This window comes from Clostridium sartagoforme (genome assembly GCF_039521405.1).
Taxonomy (GTDB): Bacteria; Bacillota; Clostridia; order Clostridiales; family Clostridiaceae; genus Clostridium; species Clostridium sartagoforme.
On the sequence record NZ_BAAACH010000011.1, the window covers coordinates 401,296 to 421,666 of the forward strand.

Annotated in this window: 11 protein-coding genes; 10 read left to right on the forward strand and 1 reads right to left on the reverse strand. The window is 26.3% G+C overall.

Annotated elements, in window-relative coordinates:
- Positions 1-7 precede the first annotated feature (7 nt).
- Entirely contained in the window at positions 8-3,628 is a 3,621-nt protein-coding gene (locus ABDZ60_RS05375; protein WP_343776681.1) for a hypothetical protein, read from the forward strand.
- Between the two features lie 235 nt (positions 3,629-3,863).
- Here the strand turns inward: ABDZ60_RS05375 and ABDZ60_RS05380 are convergent, their stop codons facing one another.
- On the reverse strand, positions 3,864-5,342 hold the full coding sequence (locus ABDZ60_RS05380; RefSeq protein WP_343776683.1) for a transglutaminase domain-containing protein: 1,479 nt from the start codon (positions 5,340-5,342) through the stop codon (positions 3,864-3,866).
- A 222-nt stretch (positions 5,343-5,564) separates the two neighbouring features.
- On the opposite strand from ABDZ60_RS05380, the gene ABDZ60_RS05385 reads away from it, so the two are divergent.
- The 9 genes from ABDZ60_RS05385 to ABDZ60_RS05425 all read left to right on the forward strand — a co-directional run bounded on the left by ABDZ60_RS05385 (position 5,565) and on the right by ABDZ60_RS05425 (position 20,235).
- Positions 5,565-6,497, forward strand: a complete 933-nt coding sequence (locus ABDZ60_RS05385) for an LCP family protein (protein ID WP_343776685.1) — start codon at positions 5,565-5,567, stop codon at positions 6,495-6,497.
- A gap of 146 nt (positions 6,498-6,643) precedes the next feature.
- Positions 6,644-6,865: a DUF1659 domain-containing protein gene (locus ABDZ60_RS05390; protein WP_047001113.1), complete on the forward strand. Its 222-nt coding sequence runs from the start codon at positions 6,644-6,646 to the stop codon at positions 6,863-6,865.
- A 66-nt stretch (positions 6,866-6,931) separates the two neighbouring features.
- The gene (locus ABDZ60_RS05395; RefSeq protein WP_047001114.1) at positions 6,932-7,150 is read left to right on the forward strand and encodes a DUF2922 domain-containing protein; all 219 of its coding nucleotides are present in this window, start codon (positions 6,932-6,934) and stop codon (positions 7,148-7,150) included.
- Positions 7,151-7,342: 192 nt separating this feature from the next.
- A complete protein-coding gene (locus ABDZ60_RS05400; RefSeq protein WP_343776689.1) occupies positions 7,343-8,038 on the forward strand; it encodes a polyphosphate polymerase domain-containing protein in 696 nt (231 codons plus the stop codon).
- A 4-nt stretch (positions 8,039-8,042) separates the two neighbouring features.
- Entirely contained in the window at positions 8,043-8,723 is a 681-nt protein-coding gene (locus tag ABDZ60_RS05405) for a DUF4956 domain-containing protein (protein ID WP_343776691.1), read from the forward strand.
- Entirely contained in the window at positions 8,720-10,357 is a 1,638-nt protein-coding gene (locus tag ABDZ60_RS05410) for a CotH kinase family protein (protein ID WP_343776693.1), read from the forward strand. The genes ABDZ60_RS05405 and ABDZ60_RS05410 overlap by 4 nt, the downstream gene beginning before the upstream one ends.
- Before the next feature lie 13 nt (positions 10,358-10,370).
- A complete protein-coding gene (locus ABDZ60_RS05415; RefSeq protein WP_343776695.1) occupies positions 10,371-12,563 on the forward strand; it encodes a glycosyltransferase family 2 protein in 2,193 nt (730 codons plus the stop codon).
- 243 nt (positions 12,564-12,806) lie between these two features.
- Positions 12,807-15,914 (forward strand): polysaccharide lyase family 8 super-sandwich domain-containing protein, encoded by a 3,108-nt coding sequence (locus ABDZ60_RS05420; protein ID WP_343776697.1) that lies wholly within the window; start codon positions 12,807-12,809, stop codon positions 15,912-15,914.
- Positions 15,915-16,155: 241 nt separating this feature from the next.
- Entirely contained in the window at positions 16,156-20,235 is a 4,080-nt protein-coding gene (locus ABDZ60_RS05425) for an immunoglobulin-like domain-containing protein (RefSeq protein WP_343776699.1), read from the forward strand.
- Positions 20,236-20,371 lie beyond the last annotated feature (136 nt).

Below are 20,371 nucleotides of genomic sequence, written 5' to 3' on the forward strand. Positions count from 1 at the left end.
GGGATAAATGGCTAAAGGAAAGAAAATAATGTCTTTAATTATTACATATATATTTGTAATTACAATAACTTTATCCAATTTGCACTATAAGGTATCAGCAACTACATTATCTGAATTAAAAGATTTTAAAGAAGAAATGAAATCATATCAAGATGCAGAGTTTTTAGAAGAGAATAGCATTGGAGAAAATAGTTCGATATCTTTAGGAGAATTATCAAACAAACAAGAGCATGTATTTGATACAAATAAATATGTAGCTATAACAGAAAGTTCTTCTAGCAATATATTAAAAATAGGTGTAAAGGCTCCTAATGGAGATAATGTATTCTCAGGTAAGCTCATAATAACAAGTGGATCTGGAAGTAATACTATAGAAATACCAATTACAGAAGGAATTACATATATAGATAAAAGTTATTTAGTACAAGGAAATAATTTTAGTGTTTTTGGTAGAACAATCAAGGATGAATATGTCCTTTATGGTGATGTAAAAATAGATAATTCAACAGTAGAAGTTAAAGGAACATCATTAAATAAGGCTAAGCTTAATATTTCTATACCAAATAATAAAGAATTTAGCTTAAATTTTAAAATATCCAAAAAGAAAAGTGTAATAGAATATTATGATATGGATATTATTAGTGAAGATTATTCTGAAAATTTTTCAATTAATAGTTTTCTTGAGAAATATAATAATAAAAATATTTATATTGATGGAAGCGAATTTTTGATTGGTGCTTATTGCAAGGACTACAATAACTCTAATAAACGTATGTTAGTACAAGTCGTTAATAATAAAACAACTAATATAAATTTGGATTATAATAATGTTTCTCAAATTTTGATAGAAAATAATGAAGGCTATAAAGTAAATTATATTAAATTAGGTAGTAGTTGGGCTACATTAGAAGTAAAAAATTCGGATTATATAAGTAAAAATATATTTGATAATTATAGCTTTCAAGTAGTTAATAATAACTCTCAAGATTATGAAAGTTATAATTATGTAAAGAAGCTATCAAGTGCAATTAATACAGATAGCTATGCTATTAAATATGGAGAACCTTTAAGATTAGTAGCTGAAACCTCAGATAGTCTATTATTTACTCAGAATATGAAAATTACTGCCAACTTATATTTATATGATAAGTATGAAAATTTGGTAGGTTCTAATCTTATTAATGATAAATACATTAATAAGATAGTTGATGGAAAGAACAAAGAACAAAGTAGGATATATACTAATGGTGGAAATGGACACTATACAGTAAATAATTATTTGAATGAATTTGGTAAGAATATAGATGTATTTTATAGTATAGATTTTAACGGAAGAATATTTGAATCTAATACTATTAAATATACTTTGGATGAATCAAAATATAAAATTATTCCAGCGAAAGATCCATTAGGACAACCCCTGGTTAGTGGTGGTGTTGGTAGATATAAAATAATTGATGGTTATTTGTACATTAGTAATGATGAAATTAATAGTTCATCACGTAAGTATTCTATTGAAGGATTTAATGCTAATGGGGATAGGGTTATATATAAAGATTATTCCTTAAATAAAGATACTAAGGAAATAATAGATAGTTCTCTTACTGGATATACAGTTAATTTAGATAAAAATAGCTTTAAGAATATAAATACTATAAAGTTTATCTTGATAAAGAAAAGCAATGCGTATTACGGCTCAAATACAGATAGCTTTGAAAAAGAATTTGATGAAATAAAACCATATTTTAAGTATTTTGCGAAAGAAGATAACTATGACTTAGTAGTTGAATCCAAAAATTTGGATAATATATATCTTACATCAAGTAAGATAGGAAAAGGTAATGTAGTATCTAGTATAACTAATAATGCAACAGTCAATGTAAAATATAAGTCATCTAAATATTCTGTAGATGAACTATATTATTCATTAGATAGCGATTCTTATGGATTTAATACACTTGATATTAATAAAAATATTTTTGTATCACCAAATACTTTCTATATAAATAGAGCATCAATTATTAAGGAATACGATAATGGGCCTGAAAGTGAAAATATAGAAATTAAAGACTCTTTCATCAGTAATGAAGGTAAAAGAATTATGATAGGAAGTGAAAAAACATATAATGTTAAACTAAATAACCTATTATATTTAAATGAGAATAATAATTTAATTGAAAGTAATAGTTTTAATGATGAATATGGAAACAAATTAAGTGGAGCAATTAATTACACAATTAGATATAAAGGAAATAACTATGATAGTGGAGAAACTAATAATATAAATTCATTGCCAAGTGGCATTAAAGAAGGTGTCTACACTGTAGAATTAGCTATTAATAAAGATAGCAATAATCCAATTAAAATAACTCAAAATAATATAAAAATCATATCAAGAGATAAGGTTATATATGAAACTGGTGTAAATGTGGCTTCATATAAGTTATATAAAGGAAGTAAAGAAGTCGATGCTAGCTTTAATAATAGTATTGGTCCAGTTATATTGCAAAATCCTAATATTATTAATGGAGAAGACTATAGATATAACTATTTTGAAGTCTCATATTATTCACAATATGGGAAGAAAATAGTTTCTATAGAAGATAATAGTGAGACTGCATATGTTAAAGAGGGAAAACTACATGTTAATAGTATTTATAATGACGAGGTATCTTGGTATAAGATAGCTAATGCTAAAAGAGTATCTGTTTATGGAAAGGATGGACTGAAAGTAGAAAATATTCTTGCAGAGGATTCAGAAGTTCAATTAAGGCTACTTAAAGGACAAGTTTACACAATAGAGGCATTAATAGAAGATAATTCAGGGATATATTTAGTAAGTAAAAACTTTATTGCTGAGAAGACAGGTTATGAGTATAGGCTTATTGATTTTGATAAATCATCATTAAATAAGGTAGCAGTTGAAAGTAGTGCAAAAGGGAAATTAGCTACACATAATTTAACCTTATCATATGGAAATGGAAAGAAATTTGAATTTAACGAGGTTTCAGATATATCAAAAGGATTATATTTACCAAGTGGTTCTTATGATATTACCATGGATATAGTTAATTACAGTTTAGGACTTTCAAAGTATAAAAAGAATATTGTGGTAGGTTCTAGTAATGTTGTAATTCCTGTATGGAGGAATTTATCTTATGAAATTAAATTAGATAAAAGTGAGTATAATGTTAATGAAGGGATTAGAGGTATAATAAATAACTTTAAGGATAATGATGCAATAAAATCATATTTTGCAGATAATAATCTTAGTAATATTAAGATAGATTTAATGCATGGAGATTCAGTTGTGACCTCTTTTGAAAATGTGATCCCTAAATCATTAAATGGAGAATGCATAATTAGAATACGAGGAGTAAATGATTCGTTAGGAGAGATTGTTTCTAATAATATTCCTATAGTTATAAACAATAATGAGAATATATTAGTTGGAGATATAAATCTAGATGGATATGTAGATTTATTTGATTTAGTATATATCTCAAAAGATATAGATAAGGAAAAGGGCGTAGATATCTCTTTTGATCCAAGAGTAAATCTGGATAATAGTAATAATAAAATTGATATAGCAGACTTAGCAAAGGCAGCAATGAACTATAGTAAGTAAAGCAAATATATTAATAAATTATTTTCAAAGCTATTTTTAAAAAATAATCAAAATCCTTATTTGTCGACCATTTTGTATGAATATATAAGTGAAGTTTTATCTTATAATATATCAAAAAGTTTAAAAGATGATTCCTGTTTAATACAGAAATCATCCTTTAAACTTTTTTACTATTTTTAAACTGCTTTTGACAAAGGGTAAAGTTTAATAATTATCAGTACTTTTTATTAATAAATTATAGTTTTTTTGTTAAAAATATAATGTCGAACAAGTCAATTATGCTATCTTTATTTATATCAAATCGCCTTCTCCAAATAGAATCCGTTGATTTAACATTATATTTTAATCCTAATGTCGATAAATCTAAAATATCAACAATTCCATCACAATTTACATCCTCAGGAGTTTTCAAATCAAATTGAAAATTTCCAGAATCGTAGGTTTCAATATATAAAATTCCGTTAAGTATGTCTAAATTATTAATAAAAGAATTAGTATTTCTAAAACTAGCTAGTTTTTTTGATGATAAATTAATACTTTTAATTTCATTACCAAGAGCTATATATAATGTGTTGTTGTATCCAATAAGATGATTAGATGGAGTGTTTTCAAGAACTACTTCTGATGCATCTCCACTTATACTTATAGATTTAATTTTATTTTCATAATTATCATAATAAATTTTATCTTTTAACCTAAAGGATTTATAACCAATATCTTTTCGCAAAAAGGAGAATTTATCACTTGTACAGTTTGGATAAATATTGGGCCAAATATGATCTTTACTCATTTCTTCATCTGATAAGTTAAAATAGCTATAATTATGTTTACCAGTATCAAAGGAAGGGTCAGCCCAAGTAATATCTAGATGATAGTATTGATTATCAAACTTAACGTAATTCCACGCATGATTCATTTCATAACTAACTATTATACCAGAATCAATTCCAACCAGATTAAATAATACTTTTGCAGCTTTGGAATATCCATCACAAACGGCTATTCCATTTATTAAGGAACCATAAGCAGTATGAGAAATATAAGGCACTGTATTGCTTTGTAGATTCTCATAATCATATTTAGTATTGTTTATTATGTAATCATAAATTTCATACTCTAATTCTAATGGATTAGAAATGTCTTGCAAATACAAATCATTTATTTCTGCAACTTTTAATGAAAAATCATTAATAACTTTATTAAGTGTGTCTTTATCATAAGGATAGGTAATTTGTAATTCACAAAAAGAGATAAAGTTATTAGAATCTGTAGAATAAGTGAATGAAACAGAATCTGTAGTATAAAAAATATCTGGATATTCATATAAAGTATCAAAATAAGTATTAAAAATATAATCAGCGTCATTAGGAGTTAAGCTTGTACAGAATCTTGATATATCTATTTTAGTTTGGCATTTTTTTAATTCTGAATATATATACTGCTTTAATTCGTATTCATTATTTAAGTTATAAGTAAGCGAGTTAAACAAATTCATATTTTGTTTAAAGGTTTGGTTAGAAATCTCTTTATAAGTTTTCTTAGATGAAATGTAATCTTCTTCTGAATAAGAAATAGTAGTTAAGTTATTAGTATTATTAAAGTCTTTTGAGTTAGAATCTAATGTTGATGCAAAGATATTTTCAAAAGGAAATATTAAAGCAAATAATAATAAAGAGCTTAGAAATAATTTTAATAGCTTTAATGTTTTATTCAAATCCATCCCCCCTATATGTTGTATAAAAAAATTATATATAAATATTGTATAATTAGCAATATTATTAAGACAACTAATAGATAGTAAGATATTTATAAGTGTATAACAGTTTGTGATAATGAATAGAAGAAATTTTATAGACAATTAATAAAATGATTGTTATTATAATAATAAAATTATTACTATAATAAATCTTAATAAATGTTAAATGGAGAAAGTTTTATGAAAAATAATAAAAGAAATAAATCAAAAGGTAAAAAAATATTAATATATTCTATAAGTGCTATTTTAGCAATTGTATTAATAGTAGCTTTAGGAGGGTATATTTATATAAATAAAACTCTGAATAAGGTGGAAAATGTAGAAGTTAATACTGATAATATAGGTCTTAATACTGAGGATAAAGAAGAAGTTAAGGAAATAAGAAATATAGCTCTACTAGGTGTAGATTCTAGAGATGATGATTTAGTTGGAAGATCTGACTCTATTATGATTTTAACATTAGATAATGTACATAATAAGATAAAGCTTACATCTATAATGAGAGATTCCTATGTTAATATTGATGGACATGGCATGGATAAGATAAATCATGCTTATGCCTTTGGTGGAGCAGAATTAGCGCTAAAAACTTTAAATACAAACTTTGATTTAAACATAAGTGAAGTTATGATAGTTAACTTTAGTTCTCTTGTAAATATTATTGATAAAATAGGTGGAGTAAATATTAATATATCAGAAGAGGAAATTCCACATATTTCTGGAGTAAACTCTTCAGGTGATCAGCTTTTAAATGGCAGTCAAGCTTTAGCTTATTCTAGAATTAGATATGCGACAGGGGGAGACTATAAGAGAACAGAAAGACAAAGAACTGTTATAAATGCCATTTTTAATAAATTAAAAAATACTCCATTAACTCAATACCCAGATTTAGTTAATGAGTTTTTACCATATGTTCAAACTAATATATCTTCAAATAATTTATTGAAATTAGGAACTGAGTTTAGTACATTAGCTTCAAAAGAGCTAAAGCAAGATAGATTCCCAAGAGATGAACAAGGTCAAGGACAAACTATAGATGGAATTTATTATTTAACTTTTGATTTAGAAACTGTGAAAAATTCAATTAAAGATTATATATTTAATGATAAATAAGATAAAAATAGAATAGATAAAAATTGATATGATTCCTCTAAAGTAGACAGTGTTAATACACAAAGCATTCTACTTTAGAGGAATTTTTATATATTTTTAAAAATTCCTCATAAATGCATATATACATTAATGAGGAGGTGATAAACATGGCAAACTCAGTATTAGTACAAAATTCAGTAGAGGTTAAATACCAAATTGGTGTTGATTCTAAGGGGAAGGAAGTATTTAAGAAACAAACTTTCAAAAATATTTCTGCAGATGCTACAGATGATAATTTAGTAGAATTATCTGATGCAGTTGAAAGTCTTATGGATTACACAGTAAGTACAATCCAAAAGCAACAAAACTTTATAATAACTAGAGGTTAATTTACCTTATTAGTTATTAAACAGCATTAAAATTTAGTAATGTAATTTATGAAAGGGGGATATATCATGATAGAAAGAAGTGCAAAAATGACTTTTAAAGATGTTTCAGGAAAAAAGGTTAACTTAATAGTTAAAGATGTTAAGGAAAATGTTTTAGATGCTGACATTTCTGCTCTTATGGACTCTGTATTAACTAATAAGTTAATAAAAACAGAAGCAGGTGATCTTGTAGAAATGGTAGAAGCAAAGGTTATAAATAAAGAAACAACAACTGTTGCTCTTTAGTCAAGTAAGTGGGCTATAAAGCACTCCAAAAGTAGGAAAAAGAAATATCATATAAATACCCTTAGTGGAATAAATAAAATATTCTACTAAGGGTTTTTTACTCTTTAGGAATATATTAAGTTTAAGCATTATAAAATATATAAAATAAAAATAAATGCAAAAAAGGGGAGAAAATGGGGGGAGTAAAAGAATTTGAATATAATAAATATTTTTAGAGTGGAAAAAAAATATGAAATGTCATATATAGTATCAAGGAAATTAAAAAGTACTTTAGAGGTTGCTTTAAAACCAGATATAAATAATAAAGAAAATGGGTATATGGTAAGAAGTTTATATTTTGATACTATCTTTGATAATGATTATATGGATAAAGAAGATGGTATAGAATATAGAAAAAAGTTAAGGCTTAGGACTTATGATTTAGACTCTAATATTTTAAAACTTGAACTTAAGGAAAAAAAGGGGGAGATGCAGTTAAAGAGGAGCTTAATTATAAGCAGGGAAATTGGAGAAAGACTTATTAATTCTGATTATAGTGCTTTGCTTGAAATAAATTCAGATTTTTCTAGAGAAATATATTATTTAATGACTACAAAATTATATAAACCTAAATGTATTGTAGAGTATAGCAGGCAAGCTTTTATAGTAGAAGAAAATAATACAAGAATTACTATTGATTCTAATATAAAAGCAACAGAAGCTGATATGGATATATTTTCAAAGAACTTACAATTATGTAGTATTAGCTATAAAACTATCCTTGAGGTAAAGTATAACAATTTTCTTTTAAGTTATATAAAGGATATTGTTAATTTAGCAAATAGTTCAGAAGTATCGGCAAGTAAATACTGTATGGCAAGAAATATTGGATATTTTATTGGGGGATGATTATATGAAAGAAACTTTATTAAAGTATTTAGCAGAAAGTTCTAATACTATTTCAGTAGAACAAATAATAGTTAATTTTTTAGTGGCAATAGTTTTTAGCTTAATTATTTATTTATCTTATAGATTTTCTCATTCAAGAGTTGTCTATAGCGCAAGGTTTAATGTTTCATTAGTTATGTTAACAATTATAACAACAATGGTGATGGCTGTAATTGGAAATAATGTTGCTTTGTCTCTTGGTATGGTTGGGGCTTTATCTATAGTACGTTTTAGAACGGCTATAAAAGATCCTCGTGATGCAGTTTATATTTTCTGGTGCATAGTAGTAGGGATATGTTGTGGAGCATCAGAGTATTTAATAGTTTCTATAGGAAGTGCATTTATATTTTTATTTCTTCTTATATTTGGATATGTTAAATCAAATGATAAATATCTTTTAGTTATACATTCAAAAATTGAAGGTGAAAGTAATATAGAAAAGAAAATTTTATTATATTATAATGGCAAAGCTTTAATGAGGGTTAAAAATACCACAGCTGAAAAAATTGAATATATATATGAAATTTCTAAATATATAATGGATAAATACAATAAAAATGAGAGTTCCATTACTAAAGAGCTTTACTTAATAGATGGTGTTACAGCTGTGAATATAGTTTGTCAAAATGAGGACATAAATAGATGATAACTAACAAGTACATCTCAAAAAGGATAATGAGTCTTTTTATTATAATTAGTTTATTTATATTCAGTATATTTTTAGCGGTATTATTAGAAGAAGATAATAACAATAAAAGTGACATGAAGATTGAAAATAAGTTTATACAAAAACCTAATTCAAATATAAATACTGATAATAGCATAAATAATAGTTTTAAGTCTCATTTACCTATAGTTGTTATTGACACTTATGGAGAAAATATAAAGGCTGATATGTTATGGGATGATGAAAAAAAGTATTTTGTTCCAATTAATGATGATCCATATATAGAAGGTAATATAACATTAATAGATAATGAAAATAACATAAATAGTGTTAAAGATATACCTAAATTAGAATCTAAAATAAAGATAAGGCTAAGAGGAAACACTTCTATAAATTATGCTAAAAAGCAATATTTTATAAAGCTTATAAATGATGATGGAAGTAAGAATAAACAAGATATATTTGGAATGGGAGAAGAATATGAATGGATTTTAAATATTTCTTATATAGATAAATCTCTTATAAGAAATTATTTAGCATTAAGTTTATCTTCAAAGATTATGGAAAATGTTCCTGAGGCTAGATACTGTGAAGTTATTATAAAAAATAAGGATAATTTAGAGTATAAAGGACTTTATTTACTTATGGAAAGTATAAAAAGAGGAGATAATAGACTTTCTATATCAAAATATGATAATAAGTTTACTGCATCTTCTTATATTTTACGAAGAGATAGACTAGATGAAACTGGAGTAACATTAAATAATTATGGAACTATAAATAAATTAACTCCAGAGTATTTAGAAGTTAAATATCCATATAAGAAGGATTTAACTGAAGAAACTTTAGAGTATATAACTAACGATATAGATAATTTTGAAAAAGCCTTATTTAGTAGTGATGAAAAGGAATTTTATAAATATAGTGATTATATAGATGTAGAATCCTTTATAGATTATTTTATAATTAATGAGCTTTTTTCTAATTATGATTCGGGATATCACTCTACTTATATATACAAAGAAGCTTATGGAAAATTGAAAATGGGACCAGTTTGGGATTTTGATTCTGCTTTTGATAATTATAAAAAACAACAGCAAAAAATAGATTCTACAGCAATGCATGATGCTCCTTGGTTTAAAGAGCTTCTTAAAGACCCTGAATTTACAAGAAAACTTATAGAAAGGTATAACCTTTTAAGAAAGGATATTTTGAGTAATGACAATATTATAAATTATATTGATGAAATAACAGAATATTTAGGACCAGCTATAGATAGAGATTGGAAGGTTTGGGGAGATTTTTATACTTCTGAATATTTAAGTGAATATGTAATAGATGGAGAAATAAAAGACAGGAATACTAAATCTTACGATGAAGAAATTAATAAGATAAAAGATAATATTATAAATCATGGTAAGTGGTTAGATGAAGATATAGATTCCTTATATCAGTTTGCTACCTTTACTAAAGATTATAGTATATGGAATGAACTTGGTTATTTTGAAAAAACTATATTGGGAAATAATAAGGAAACTTTTGTTAAAAATATATTAGCTATAATATATATATTTATTTTTATTGCTTCTATTGTATATATTTCTAGAGAATAATAGGAGGTTTTTTATGAATAATAAAAGTTTAACTAACAAGAAGTTACTACTAATTTTAACCACAATAACTACAGTGATTTATATTTTATGGCGTATATTTTTTACTATACCCTTTGAGAGAGGAATAGTATCTTTAATAGCAGGGATAGCACTTGTCCTAGCTGAAACTATTGGTGCTATAGAAGCATTTTCTCATTATAAAAATTTAAGTTCAATAAAATATCCCAAATTACCTAAGATCGAAGAAGATTTATATCCAGAAGTAGATGTTTTTGTAGCTACTCATAGTGAGTCAGTAGAGCTTTTATATAAAACTATAAATGGGTGTATTAATATGGATTATCCAGATAAAAGTAAGGTTCATATATATATTTGTGATGATTCAAACAGAGATGAAATGAGAAAGTTAGCAGAAAGTTTGAAAGTTGGGTATTTAGGTTTATCAGATAATAAGGATGCAAAGGCTGGGAATATAAATAATGGAATAAAAAATACTAATTCTCCTTTAATTGTAACCTTTGATGCAGATATGATTCCAAGACGAGATTTTTTGATGGAAACAGTACCTTATTTCTTTTTAAAGGATTCTAATGGGGAATATGAAAAAATTGGGTTTATTCAAACACCACAGAGCTTTTATAACCCAGATTTATTTCAATTTAATTTGTATTTAGAAAATAACATCCCTAACGAACAAGATTATTTTTTTAAAGAAGTAAATATAGGACGCAATAGAACTAATACTCCAATTTATGCTGGTTCTAATACTGTTATATCAAGAAAAGCTTTAGAGGATGTAGATGGAATCACTACAGGAACCATAACAGAAGATTTTGCAACGGGAATAAAAATTCAAGCTAAAGGATATAAGTGTTATTCTATACCAAAGGTTTTAGCAAATGGATTAGCTCCAAATGATTTTAAGAGTTTAATCAAGCAAAGGCAAAGATGGGGAAGAGGATGCGTCCAAACTATAAGAAATAAAGACTTCTTATTTAGTGATTTATCTTTAAGAGGAAAGCTTAGCTATGTGACATGTTTACTTTATTGGTGGACATTCCTAAGGCGATTTATTTATATTTTATCTCCAATTTTGTTTATTGTCTTTGGAATTGTAGTTGTTGAATGTTCCTTAAAAGAAATTTTGTTTATTTGGTTACCATCTTATATTTTATATAATATGTCATTAAGAATATTATCAAGTAATATAAGAAATCAAAAATGGAGTAATATAGTTGATACTATAATTTTTCCTTATATGATAATACCAATATTTTTAGAAAGTATAGGTATTAGATTAAATAAGTTTGCTGTTACTCCTAAGAACTCATTAATAAAAAGAAATAGTGAAATTAAGTATGCTAGTCCTCATTTTATATTAATTATAACAAGTTTAATTGCATTAGTATTTTGCTTTAATGATGTTGTTATAAATAAAAATGTAGGTAGTATAGTTTTATTATACTGGTTAGTTTTAAACTTATATTTCTTGATTATGGCTGTTTTCTTTATGATAGGTAGAATAAACTTTAGAGATGAAGAGAGGTTTTATTCTAATATTAATGTAAAGATATTATTAGATGAAAATGAAATAGAAGGTATAATATCAGATATATCTGAAAATGGTATGGCAATAATATTAGATAAACCTGAATATATACCTTATGATAAAGAGACATATATTAAGATTGAATATATAGGTGAAAGTATTATTGTTAAAGGTAATGTTTTGCACGTAGATAAAGTAAATAACAAGTGGAAATATGGAATTAAAATTTCTTTTGATTCGAATAGCTATGATGCTGTAGATGATGATATTAGAATGAAATATTATCATTTAGTTTATGATAGGGAACATAGCTTACCTAAAAATCTTACTTCTACAACTATTAAAGAACTATATAATAATATTATAAGAAGAAATAAAAATAATAAACTTTCTAAGAGAAAGCTTCCAAGATTAGAAATTAACAAGATTATAAAAGATTTAAATACTAATGAAGATATTGAAGTTATTAATTACAATTATGAATATATACTTATTAAAAACACAGGAAAAGAGAAGAATGAATTATTAATTAACTTGGGAGAAATTATAAATGATGAAACAAGTAATAATATAATAATGAAGTGTGAGATCTTTAAAAAGAATAAATTAGGAATACTATACAAAACATATCCTGGCACAATTTGTTCTGAAAGATAAAGTATAAATAAAGAAACAACAATATTTGCTCTTTAGATTAATATGTGGAGTGTCCAAATTTGGGCACTCTTTTTAGTTTGAAAAATTTTCAAAATTATTGACTACGTTTTTAATAGATGGTAGTATAAGGTTATCAACTTAATGTGTTAACCTGTTAATATGTTGTGAAGGGGGATAGGAAAATAAAATAGGGACAAGGCTTTTACAAAATTTTTAAAATTAAACTATATGAGGTGGTATATTATGAATAATACATTTATAACAGGAGTTACGCTTCTTTTATCGACAACATATATGGCTCCTACAGTTCTAAACAACATTGATTTATCTAATGTTAATTCTAATAATTCAGCTATTGTAAGCTATGTATCTGATACATCACAAATTGAAAATGAATTTCCCACTATAAAAAATAACTATAAATATTTTCTACTTGGTACTGAAGAAACTAATTCTAATGATTTATTAAACTCTAAAATAAGTAATATAATTAAAAAAGGTAAGGCGGCCGTAGATATTTATGTTAAATCAGGAGATACATTATTTAATGGAAGCCCATTAGACAATCAAGATACAGCCAATAATCTAAATAATAGTTATACCAAGATATATGAAATGGCTTTATTATATAGCACTCCAGCTAGTACAAACCCTTATTATAAAAATGAAGATTTAAAAAACAAAATTATAGAAGGGTTAGATTGGTTATATACTAATTATTATTCTAAGGTTTCTGAAGGTTATTACGGAAATTGGTTCCATTGGGAAATTGGTATGTCTCAAAATATTACAAAAACTTTGATGCTTTTGGAAGATGAAATAAATTCTTTTAATCCAAATTTTATTAGCTCATATGTTTCTATAATGGACAACTATATCCGTGGAGGATTAAAGGATGGTAATACAAATGGTGATGTAGATTTAACAAGTCGTTTTCATACTGGTGCAAATTTAGCTGATATAGCTTTTAATAGAATAATTCAAGGGGCTTTATTAAAGGATGAAAAAAGAATAGAAAAAGCAGTAAGTGATATGATGACTGTTTATGAAACTATTGATCCTAATAATATCAAAAATGGAATAACTGATGGATTTTATGAAGATGGATCTTTTATACAACATCATAGAGTTGCGTATACAGGGTCTTATGGTAAAGGATTACTTCAAAGAAGTATGCAAGCTATTTCTATATTAAATGGAACTAAATTAAGTGATGCAAGCTTAATTGATAAAATGAATTTATGGATATATGATGCCTTTTCTCCTGTAATCTATGAAGGATATATGATGGAAATCGTTAAGGGTAGAAGTGTTTCTAGAGTATCTACAGGATATAGTGATGCAGTTTCAATTATAGAATGTATGACTCAGTTAAGTGAAGCAATGAATAAAGAAGCTGGTGAGATACTAAAATCTCACATTAAATATATTAATGATAAGGCGCCTATAGATACAAATGGATTCGTATCATTTAAATCAATAATAGATTTTAATTCTATTATTAACGATGAAAGTATAATTGCTAAAAATGCACTTGAAGCTTCTAAACATTATGGATTCAACTCAATGGAGAAAACAGTTCATGCTAGAGAAGGATATTCTTTTGCTATTTCAAGAAGTTCTAATCGTATATCAAAATATGAATATATGAGTGGTGAAAATTTAAAACCTTGGTTCCAAGGAGATGGAGCTTTTTATTTATATCAATCAGGAAATAACCAAACTAATTCATATGGAGCAAATTATTTTGCAACTATAAACCCTTATCGTTTACCTGGTACTACTACACCTAATGAAATAAGAAAGACTATCCCAGAACTGTACGGAAAAAACTGGTATGAAAATCCTGATCATGAACTTAATTTTACTTCATCCTCAGTATCACAAAATGATTATGTTTATTTCCCTGTAGGAACAAATAACTATTCCGGGGGAACAACTCTTGATCAATATGGAACTTCTGCTATGCAGCTTGGTGATGATAATGCTTATGCAGCTAAACAAAAGGGAATATTACCAGAGGATTTTGTAGTTTATAAAAATAGTAATGCTAATAAATCTTGGTTTATGTTTGATAATGAAATTGTTGTACTAGGTTCAGGTATAAGCGATGATCTTGGAAGAGAAGTTACTACTACTTTAGATAATCCTATGTCTCTACCATCTGAAAATATAACTTTACAAGGTAAAAATAAGATTTCTAGTGATATATTTACCTTAGAAAATGGACAATATGATAATTTAGAGTGGATAAGTTATTCTTCTGACTCATCTAATTCAAATGTTGGATATTATTTTCCTACAAGTAAAAAAATTATGATAAATAAAGAATTAAGGTCTGCAAATTTAAGAGAAATTAGACAGTCAAATCCTAATCAAATAGTAACAAATCAATTTACTACATTAACATATGAACATGGTGCTAATCCGCAAAATGATAGCTATGCTTATGTTATCTTACCTAATTTTGATAAAGAAAAAATTAGTGATTATGCGAATAGTCCTAAAATAAATATATTAGCAAATAATGCTTCAGTTCATGCAGTCGAACAAACTGATTTGGGTATTACTGGATATAACTTCTTTAACAATGAAGAAACTACAGTAGGAAATGTTACATCATTTAATCAAGCTTCGTTAATGATAAAAAAGGATGGTAATAAAGTTAAGCTTTCTGTTTCAGATCCTACATTTGAATTAGAAAATATACATTTAGTATTAAATATTCCTAATGTAAAGTTAGTATCTAGTAATGAAGAAATAGATGCAGCTATAAATGAAGATTCAATAGAACTTATAGTTAATACAAAAGGTGCAAATGGCTCTTCATTTGAAGCAATTTTTGAACTTATTACTATAGATGATTTAAAGAATCTTATATCAGAAGCAAAAGGATTAAATGAAAATGATTATACAGCTACAAGTTGGAATAACATGATAATATCATTGGCAGCGGCAGAAGGTGTTTCAAATAATGATACTCAAGATATTATTGATAAAGCATTTTCAGATTTGAAAGATTCTATAAGTAAACTCGAAAAGGTTTCTAGGGTAGAACTTGAGAAAATAATAAAAGAAGCAACAAAAATATCTTCAAAAGATTACACGAAAGAAAGTTGGAGTATTTTTGAAGCAGTATTAAATGAAGCTAGAAAAGTAAATGAAAATAAAGATTCAAAACAAAAAGAAATTGATGAAGTCATAATTAAATTACAAGCTGCAATAGATCAGCTTGTGGTTAAAGAGAATGATAAATTACCTTTAACTGGTGGAACTTCAACACTTGCATTGTCAGGTCTTGCAGCATTGTTTGTTAGTGCAGGGTTTATATTAAGAAAAAGAAAACATTAACATATAAAAAATACAAAAATGGCTATAGTTTTAGAACTATAGCTATTTTAATATATTAAAAATAAGAATAAAAAATAGTAAAGTTAAAAATATTTAAAGAAAGTTAAGAATTTATAGTTATTGTTAATAAAGATTTACACTAATTTACATTGGTGTGATATTAGGTAAATTTCTCCTATGATATACTTTTCCACAGGTAGAGTTTTAGAACTGTGATAACAGTATATTAAGGGAGGATATTATGATTAGAAAAAAACTATATAAAAGTAAGTTACTTTCTTTAGGGTTAACAACTCTAATGCTTGTAAAACCAATGGAGGTTATGGCAGCAAGCACAAAGACATTATTAGCAACAGAATATATAGCTGAAGAAAATGTTAAAATAAATGAAATTCAAATTCCAGAGTTATTAATTTCAGAAATATTACCAGACTCTAAAAATGTTAATGGCTCTGATGCTTATGAATTTATAGAAGTTTATAATAATTCAAATGTAGAATTAAACTTAAATGACTATAAGTTATATTATAACTATCCTGATAATGGAGATGCTAGTGATACATTATGGGTAGATATTAATAAAGATATTAAAATTCAACCTAAAGCAACCATAGTTTTTTGGATAAAAAATGGTAATAATAATCAACTAACAGTAGAGGATTTTAATAATAATTTTAAGACTAATTTAGAACTAAATGTAAATTTATTTGAACTATACAATGGGGGAATGGCAAATAGTGGGGCAAGGGCTCTTAGACTTACTACCAGTATAAAAGAGCAAGTTGATTTTATCTCTTATAATATGAATGGGGTAAAAGATACATCAGCAGACAAATCAATAAAGTATCGATATGATGAAAGTAGTAGTAAAAGTATTATGACTACTAATAAATCAGATCCTGATCCAGGTATTGTTAAAGATAGCGATAAACCTGTACAAGCTAATATCACTATTCCACAAAACGAATCAGTAACAGAGGATATAACAGCTGGAAACTTTACTATTGAAGATGGTTTAACCTTTAAAGTAAAGGCAAGTTCTAATGAAACTAATATTAAAACAGTTAAATTAAGTTATAAAAATAATAAGATGAATGATTATGAAACATATAATTTATTAAAAGGTGATGGAGACATATTTTCAAAGGAAATTTATAAATATGATTTAATAGGAAAAGCTTACTTTGATTATTATTTTGAAGTTAGTGATGGATTTAAAATAGTAAAAACTAAAGTTAATAGGATTACAAATATTGAAGTTGATACTTCAAATATTAAATTTAATATAGATGAAAATAAGTATTTATCTAAGATAGATAATCTAATAACAACTGGGGATAAGCTTTTCCTAGATGGAGAAGATAAAACTTTTGAAGCTATTCCATCTATAGAAAATAAGGCTAAAATAGTAGTTGATATTAAAGACACAGATACCTTTTTTAAAAATGCAGTTGCAATTGGCGATACTGTACTTGGAATATTCAATGAAGGAACTTATGATAACTGGGATACGGTAGCTTATGATGTAGATCCAATTTATTTTAATAAGGGTGAAAAAATTCAAATTGATATTCATGCAGGTAATAAGGCAAATCCATTAGAGCATAACTGGGAAAATAATGATGACTTTGTTGTTAAAAATATTAGATTGATATTACCAGATGGAAGTATATTACGTCCACAAGGATTTGAGAATCCAGAAGAAGTAATAAAAATGGGAGATTCAGCAGGAAAGATTGAAATATTAAATGCTATATTTACACCAAGTGATGATTTATTTAATGCAATAAGATATAAAATAGATACCACAAAGCTTACAGATGGGGAGCATATGTTAACTGGTAAATTAAATTTATCTAATGAAAGTAAAGATGTTAAGTTTATTGTAGATAATACTGCACCTGAAATAATAACAAATATTAAAGACAATCAAATATACAAAGGAACAAATGAAATTAATGTAGATTTCATTGATAAACTCTCTGGAGTTAAATCTACAACAGTAAAATTAGATGGCAAAAAGATTGAATTGCCATATACTTTTAGATCATTAGAGTTAACCCCTGGGGTCCATAATTTTACAATTAATGCAATTGATAACTGTAACAATGAATATACAAAAGAAGTTAAATTTATTATTCCAGAAGAAAATGCAAAATTAGGTTTAGAAATTAAGCCAGGTGCTGGAGCAATATTAAATTCAGACCCAATATTTTCAATAGAAGCAAAGGATAGTACAAATGATATTATGAGTGTAGCTTTTAAAAGAGGAGAAAGATATATTTTAGGGGATTACAATATATCTAAAACAAACGGAGTTAGCCAGACTTCAGGAAGTGGTGGACAAGCATTTGGCGAAAACTCTAATAATGGATTTCCTTATGAAGAATTTGATATAGAGTTAAGTGATAAAGTAAATGAAAATTCTATAATTCAAGTGGATTGGAAGGGAAAAGCAAATAATTTAAAGACAAAAATGTATGTATATAATTATAAAACAGGTGCTTTTGATGCTGTTAAGGCAGAGATGGAAGAAAATAAAGATGAAATAAAATTAACTGGATCAATTTCTTTAAAGGAACATTTAAAGGATAACAAAGTAAAAGTTATGGTTCAAAATGGAGAAGGATATACTCCAACACAATATGAAGAAGGTACTCCAGCTGTTCCTTCTACAAATCCTAATATTAAAACAAGTAATGAAAATGATATAGATAGAAATTCTTATGATTTTACTTTTGCTATTGAAAGTGATACACAATATTATAATGAAGATACAGCAGATAATCCTAATATTGTTGGAAAGTATGAACATCAATTAAACATACATGATTGGATACTTGCAAATAGACCAAGAATGAATATACAATATTTATTTCATGATGGAGATATTATAGATGATGCAGAAATGATTTCTCAGTGGGAAAATGCAGATGCAGCTTATAAAAAGTTGGATGATGCTAGCTTACCTTATGGAGTCCTTGCAGGTAATCATGATGTGGATCATTTAACACAAGATTATACAAATTACAGTACTTACTTTGGACAAAGTAGATTTGAAAAAAATCCATGGTATGGAGAAAGTTATAAGAATAATAGAGCTCATTATGATTTAATAACTGTAGGTGGAATTGACTTTATAATGATGTATGTAGGTTGGGGAGTTGGTGATGAAGAAATAGAGTGGATGAATAATATCCTTAAGAAATATCCAGAAAGAAAAGCTATTTTAAACTTTCATGAATATTTACTTGCAAGTGGAGGACTTGGAGAAGAGCCACAAAGAATTTTTAATGGAGTAGTTTCTAAGAATTCAAATGTATGTATGGTTTTCTCAGGACATTATCATAATGCACAAACAATAATAAATGAATTTGATGATGATGGCGATGGAGTGAATGATAGAAAAGTTTATCAAATGTTATTTGATTATCAAGGGCTACCTGAAGGTGGTATGGGATATATGAGATTAATGCATTTTGATTTAAAGGGTGAGAAAGTTTTATTTAGAACTTATTCTCCTTCCTTAGATGATTACAATGCAAAAGATACAGTTACAGGTGCAGATACTATTTTAGGAGAAGAAGACTTTGAAATATCCTTTTCCGATTTAGGTATAAAGTCAAGCCAAAAGACAATTGAAACAACTGACTTAAATGTAAATGTCTATAGTGATGAAGTGCTTGGAACAGTAAATAATGTTACTAATGATAGTAATATAGCTTATACATTAAAGAATGCAGAAAATGGTGTATATGGTTGGTATGCAGAAGTTACAGATGAATTTGGTGGATTAGCAAGAACCGATGTAAACTACTTTACAGTAGATAAAGATATTGCAAAACCAATTATAAAATTACCAGGAAATAATTTAGTTAAATTAGGTACTGATTTTGATCCTATGGATGGAGTAAGTGCAAATGATGATAGAGATGGAGATTTAACTTCTAAAATAATTGTATTAGGAACTATTGATACAGCAAAAGAAGGAGAATACACAATTACCTATAAAGTATCTGATAATGCTGGAAATACAGAAATAGTATCAAGAATTATAGTAGTAAAGAAAATAGGAAATTCTACTGAAGAAAATAATAACAATGGTAATAATGATAATAGTGGAAACAACAACAATAATAATAATAATGGCAGTAACAGTAATAATAATGGAAATACAAATACTATAGACAATGGAAATAATTTACCGCAGACTGGAGATGAATCAGTTATATATATTATGGTAGCATCAGTCCTATTAATTATAGCTGGAACACTTTTAATGAAGAAATACAATAAAAAATATAGTAAGCACACCTCTTAATTATATAAAAAGTTAATATGAAGAGTGTCCAAATTTGGGCACTCTTTTTAGTTATATTTGGGAAAAATTATAATAAGTTGCGAAGATGTTTTCTATGGGGGTAAAAATACTTTTAATACAAAATTTATGGTATATA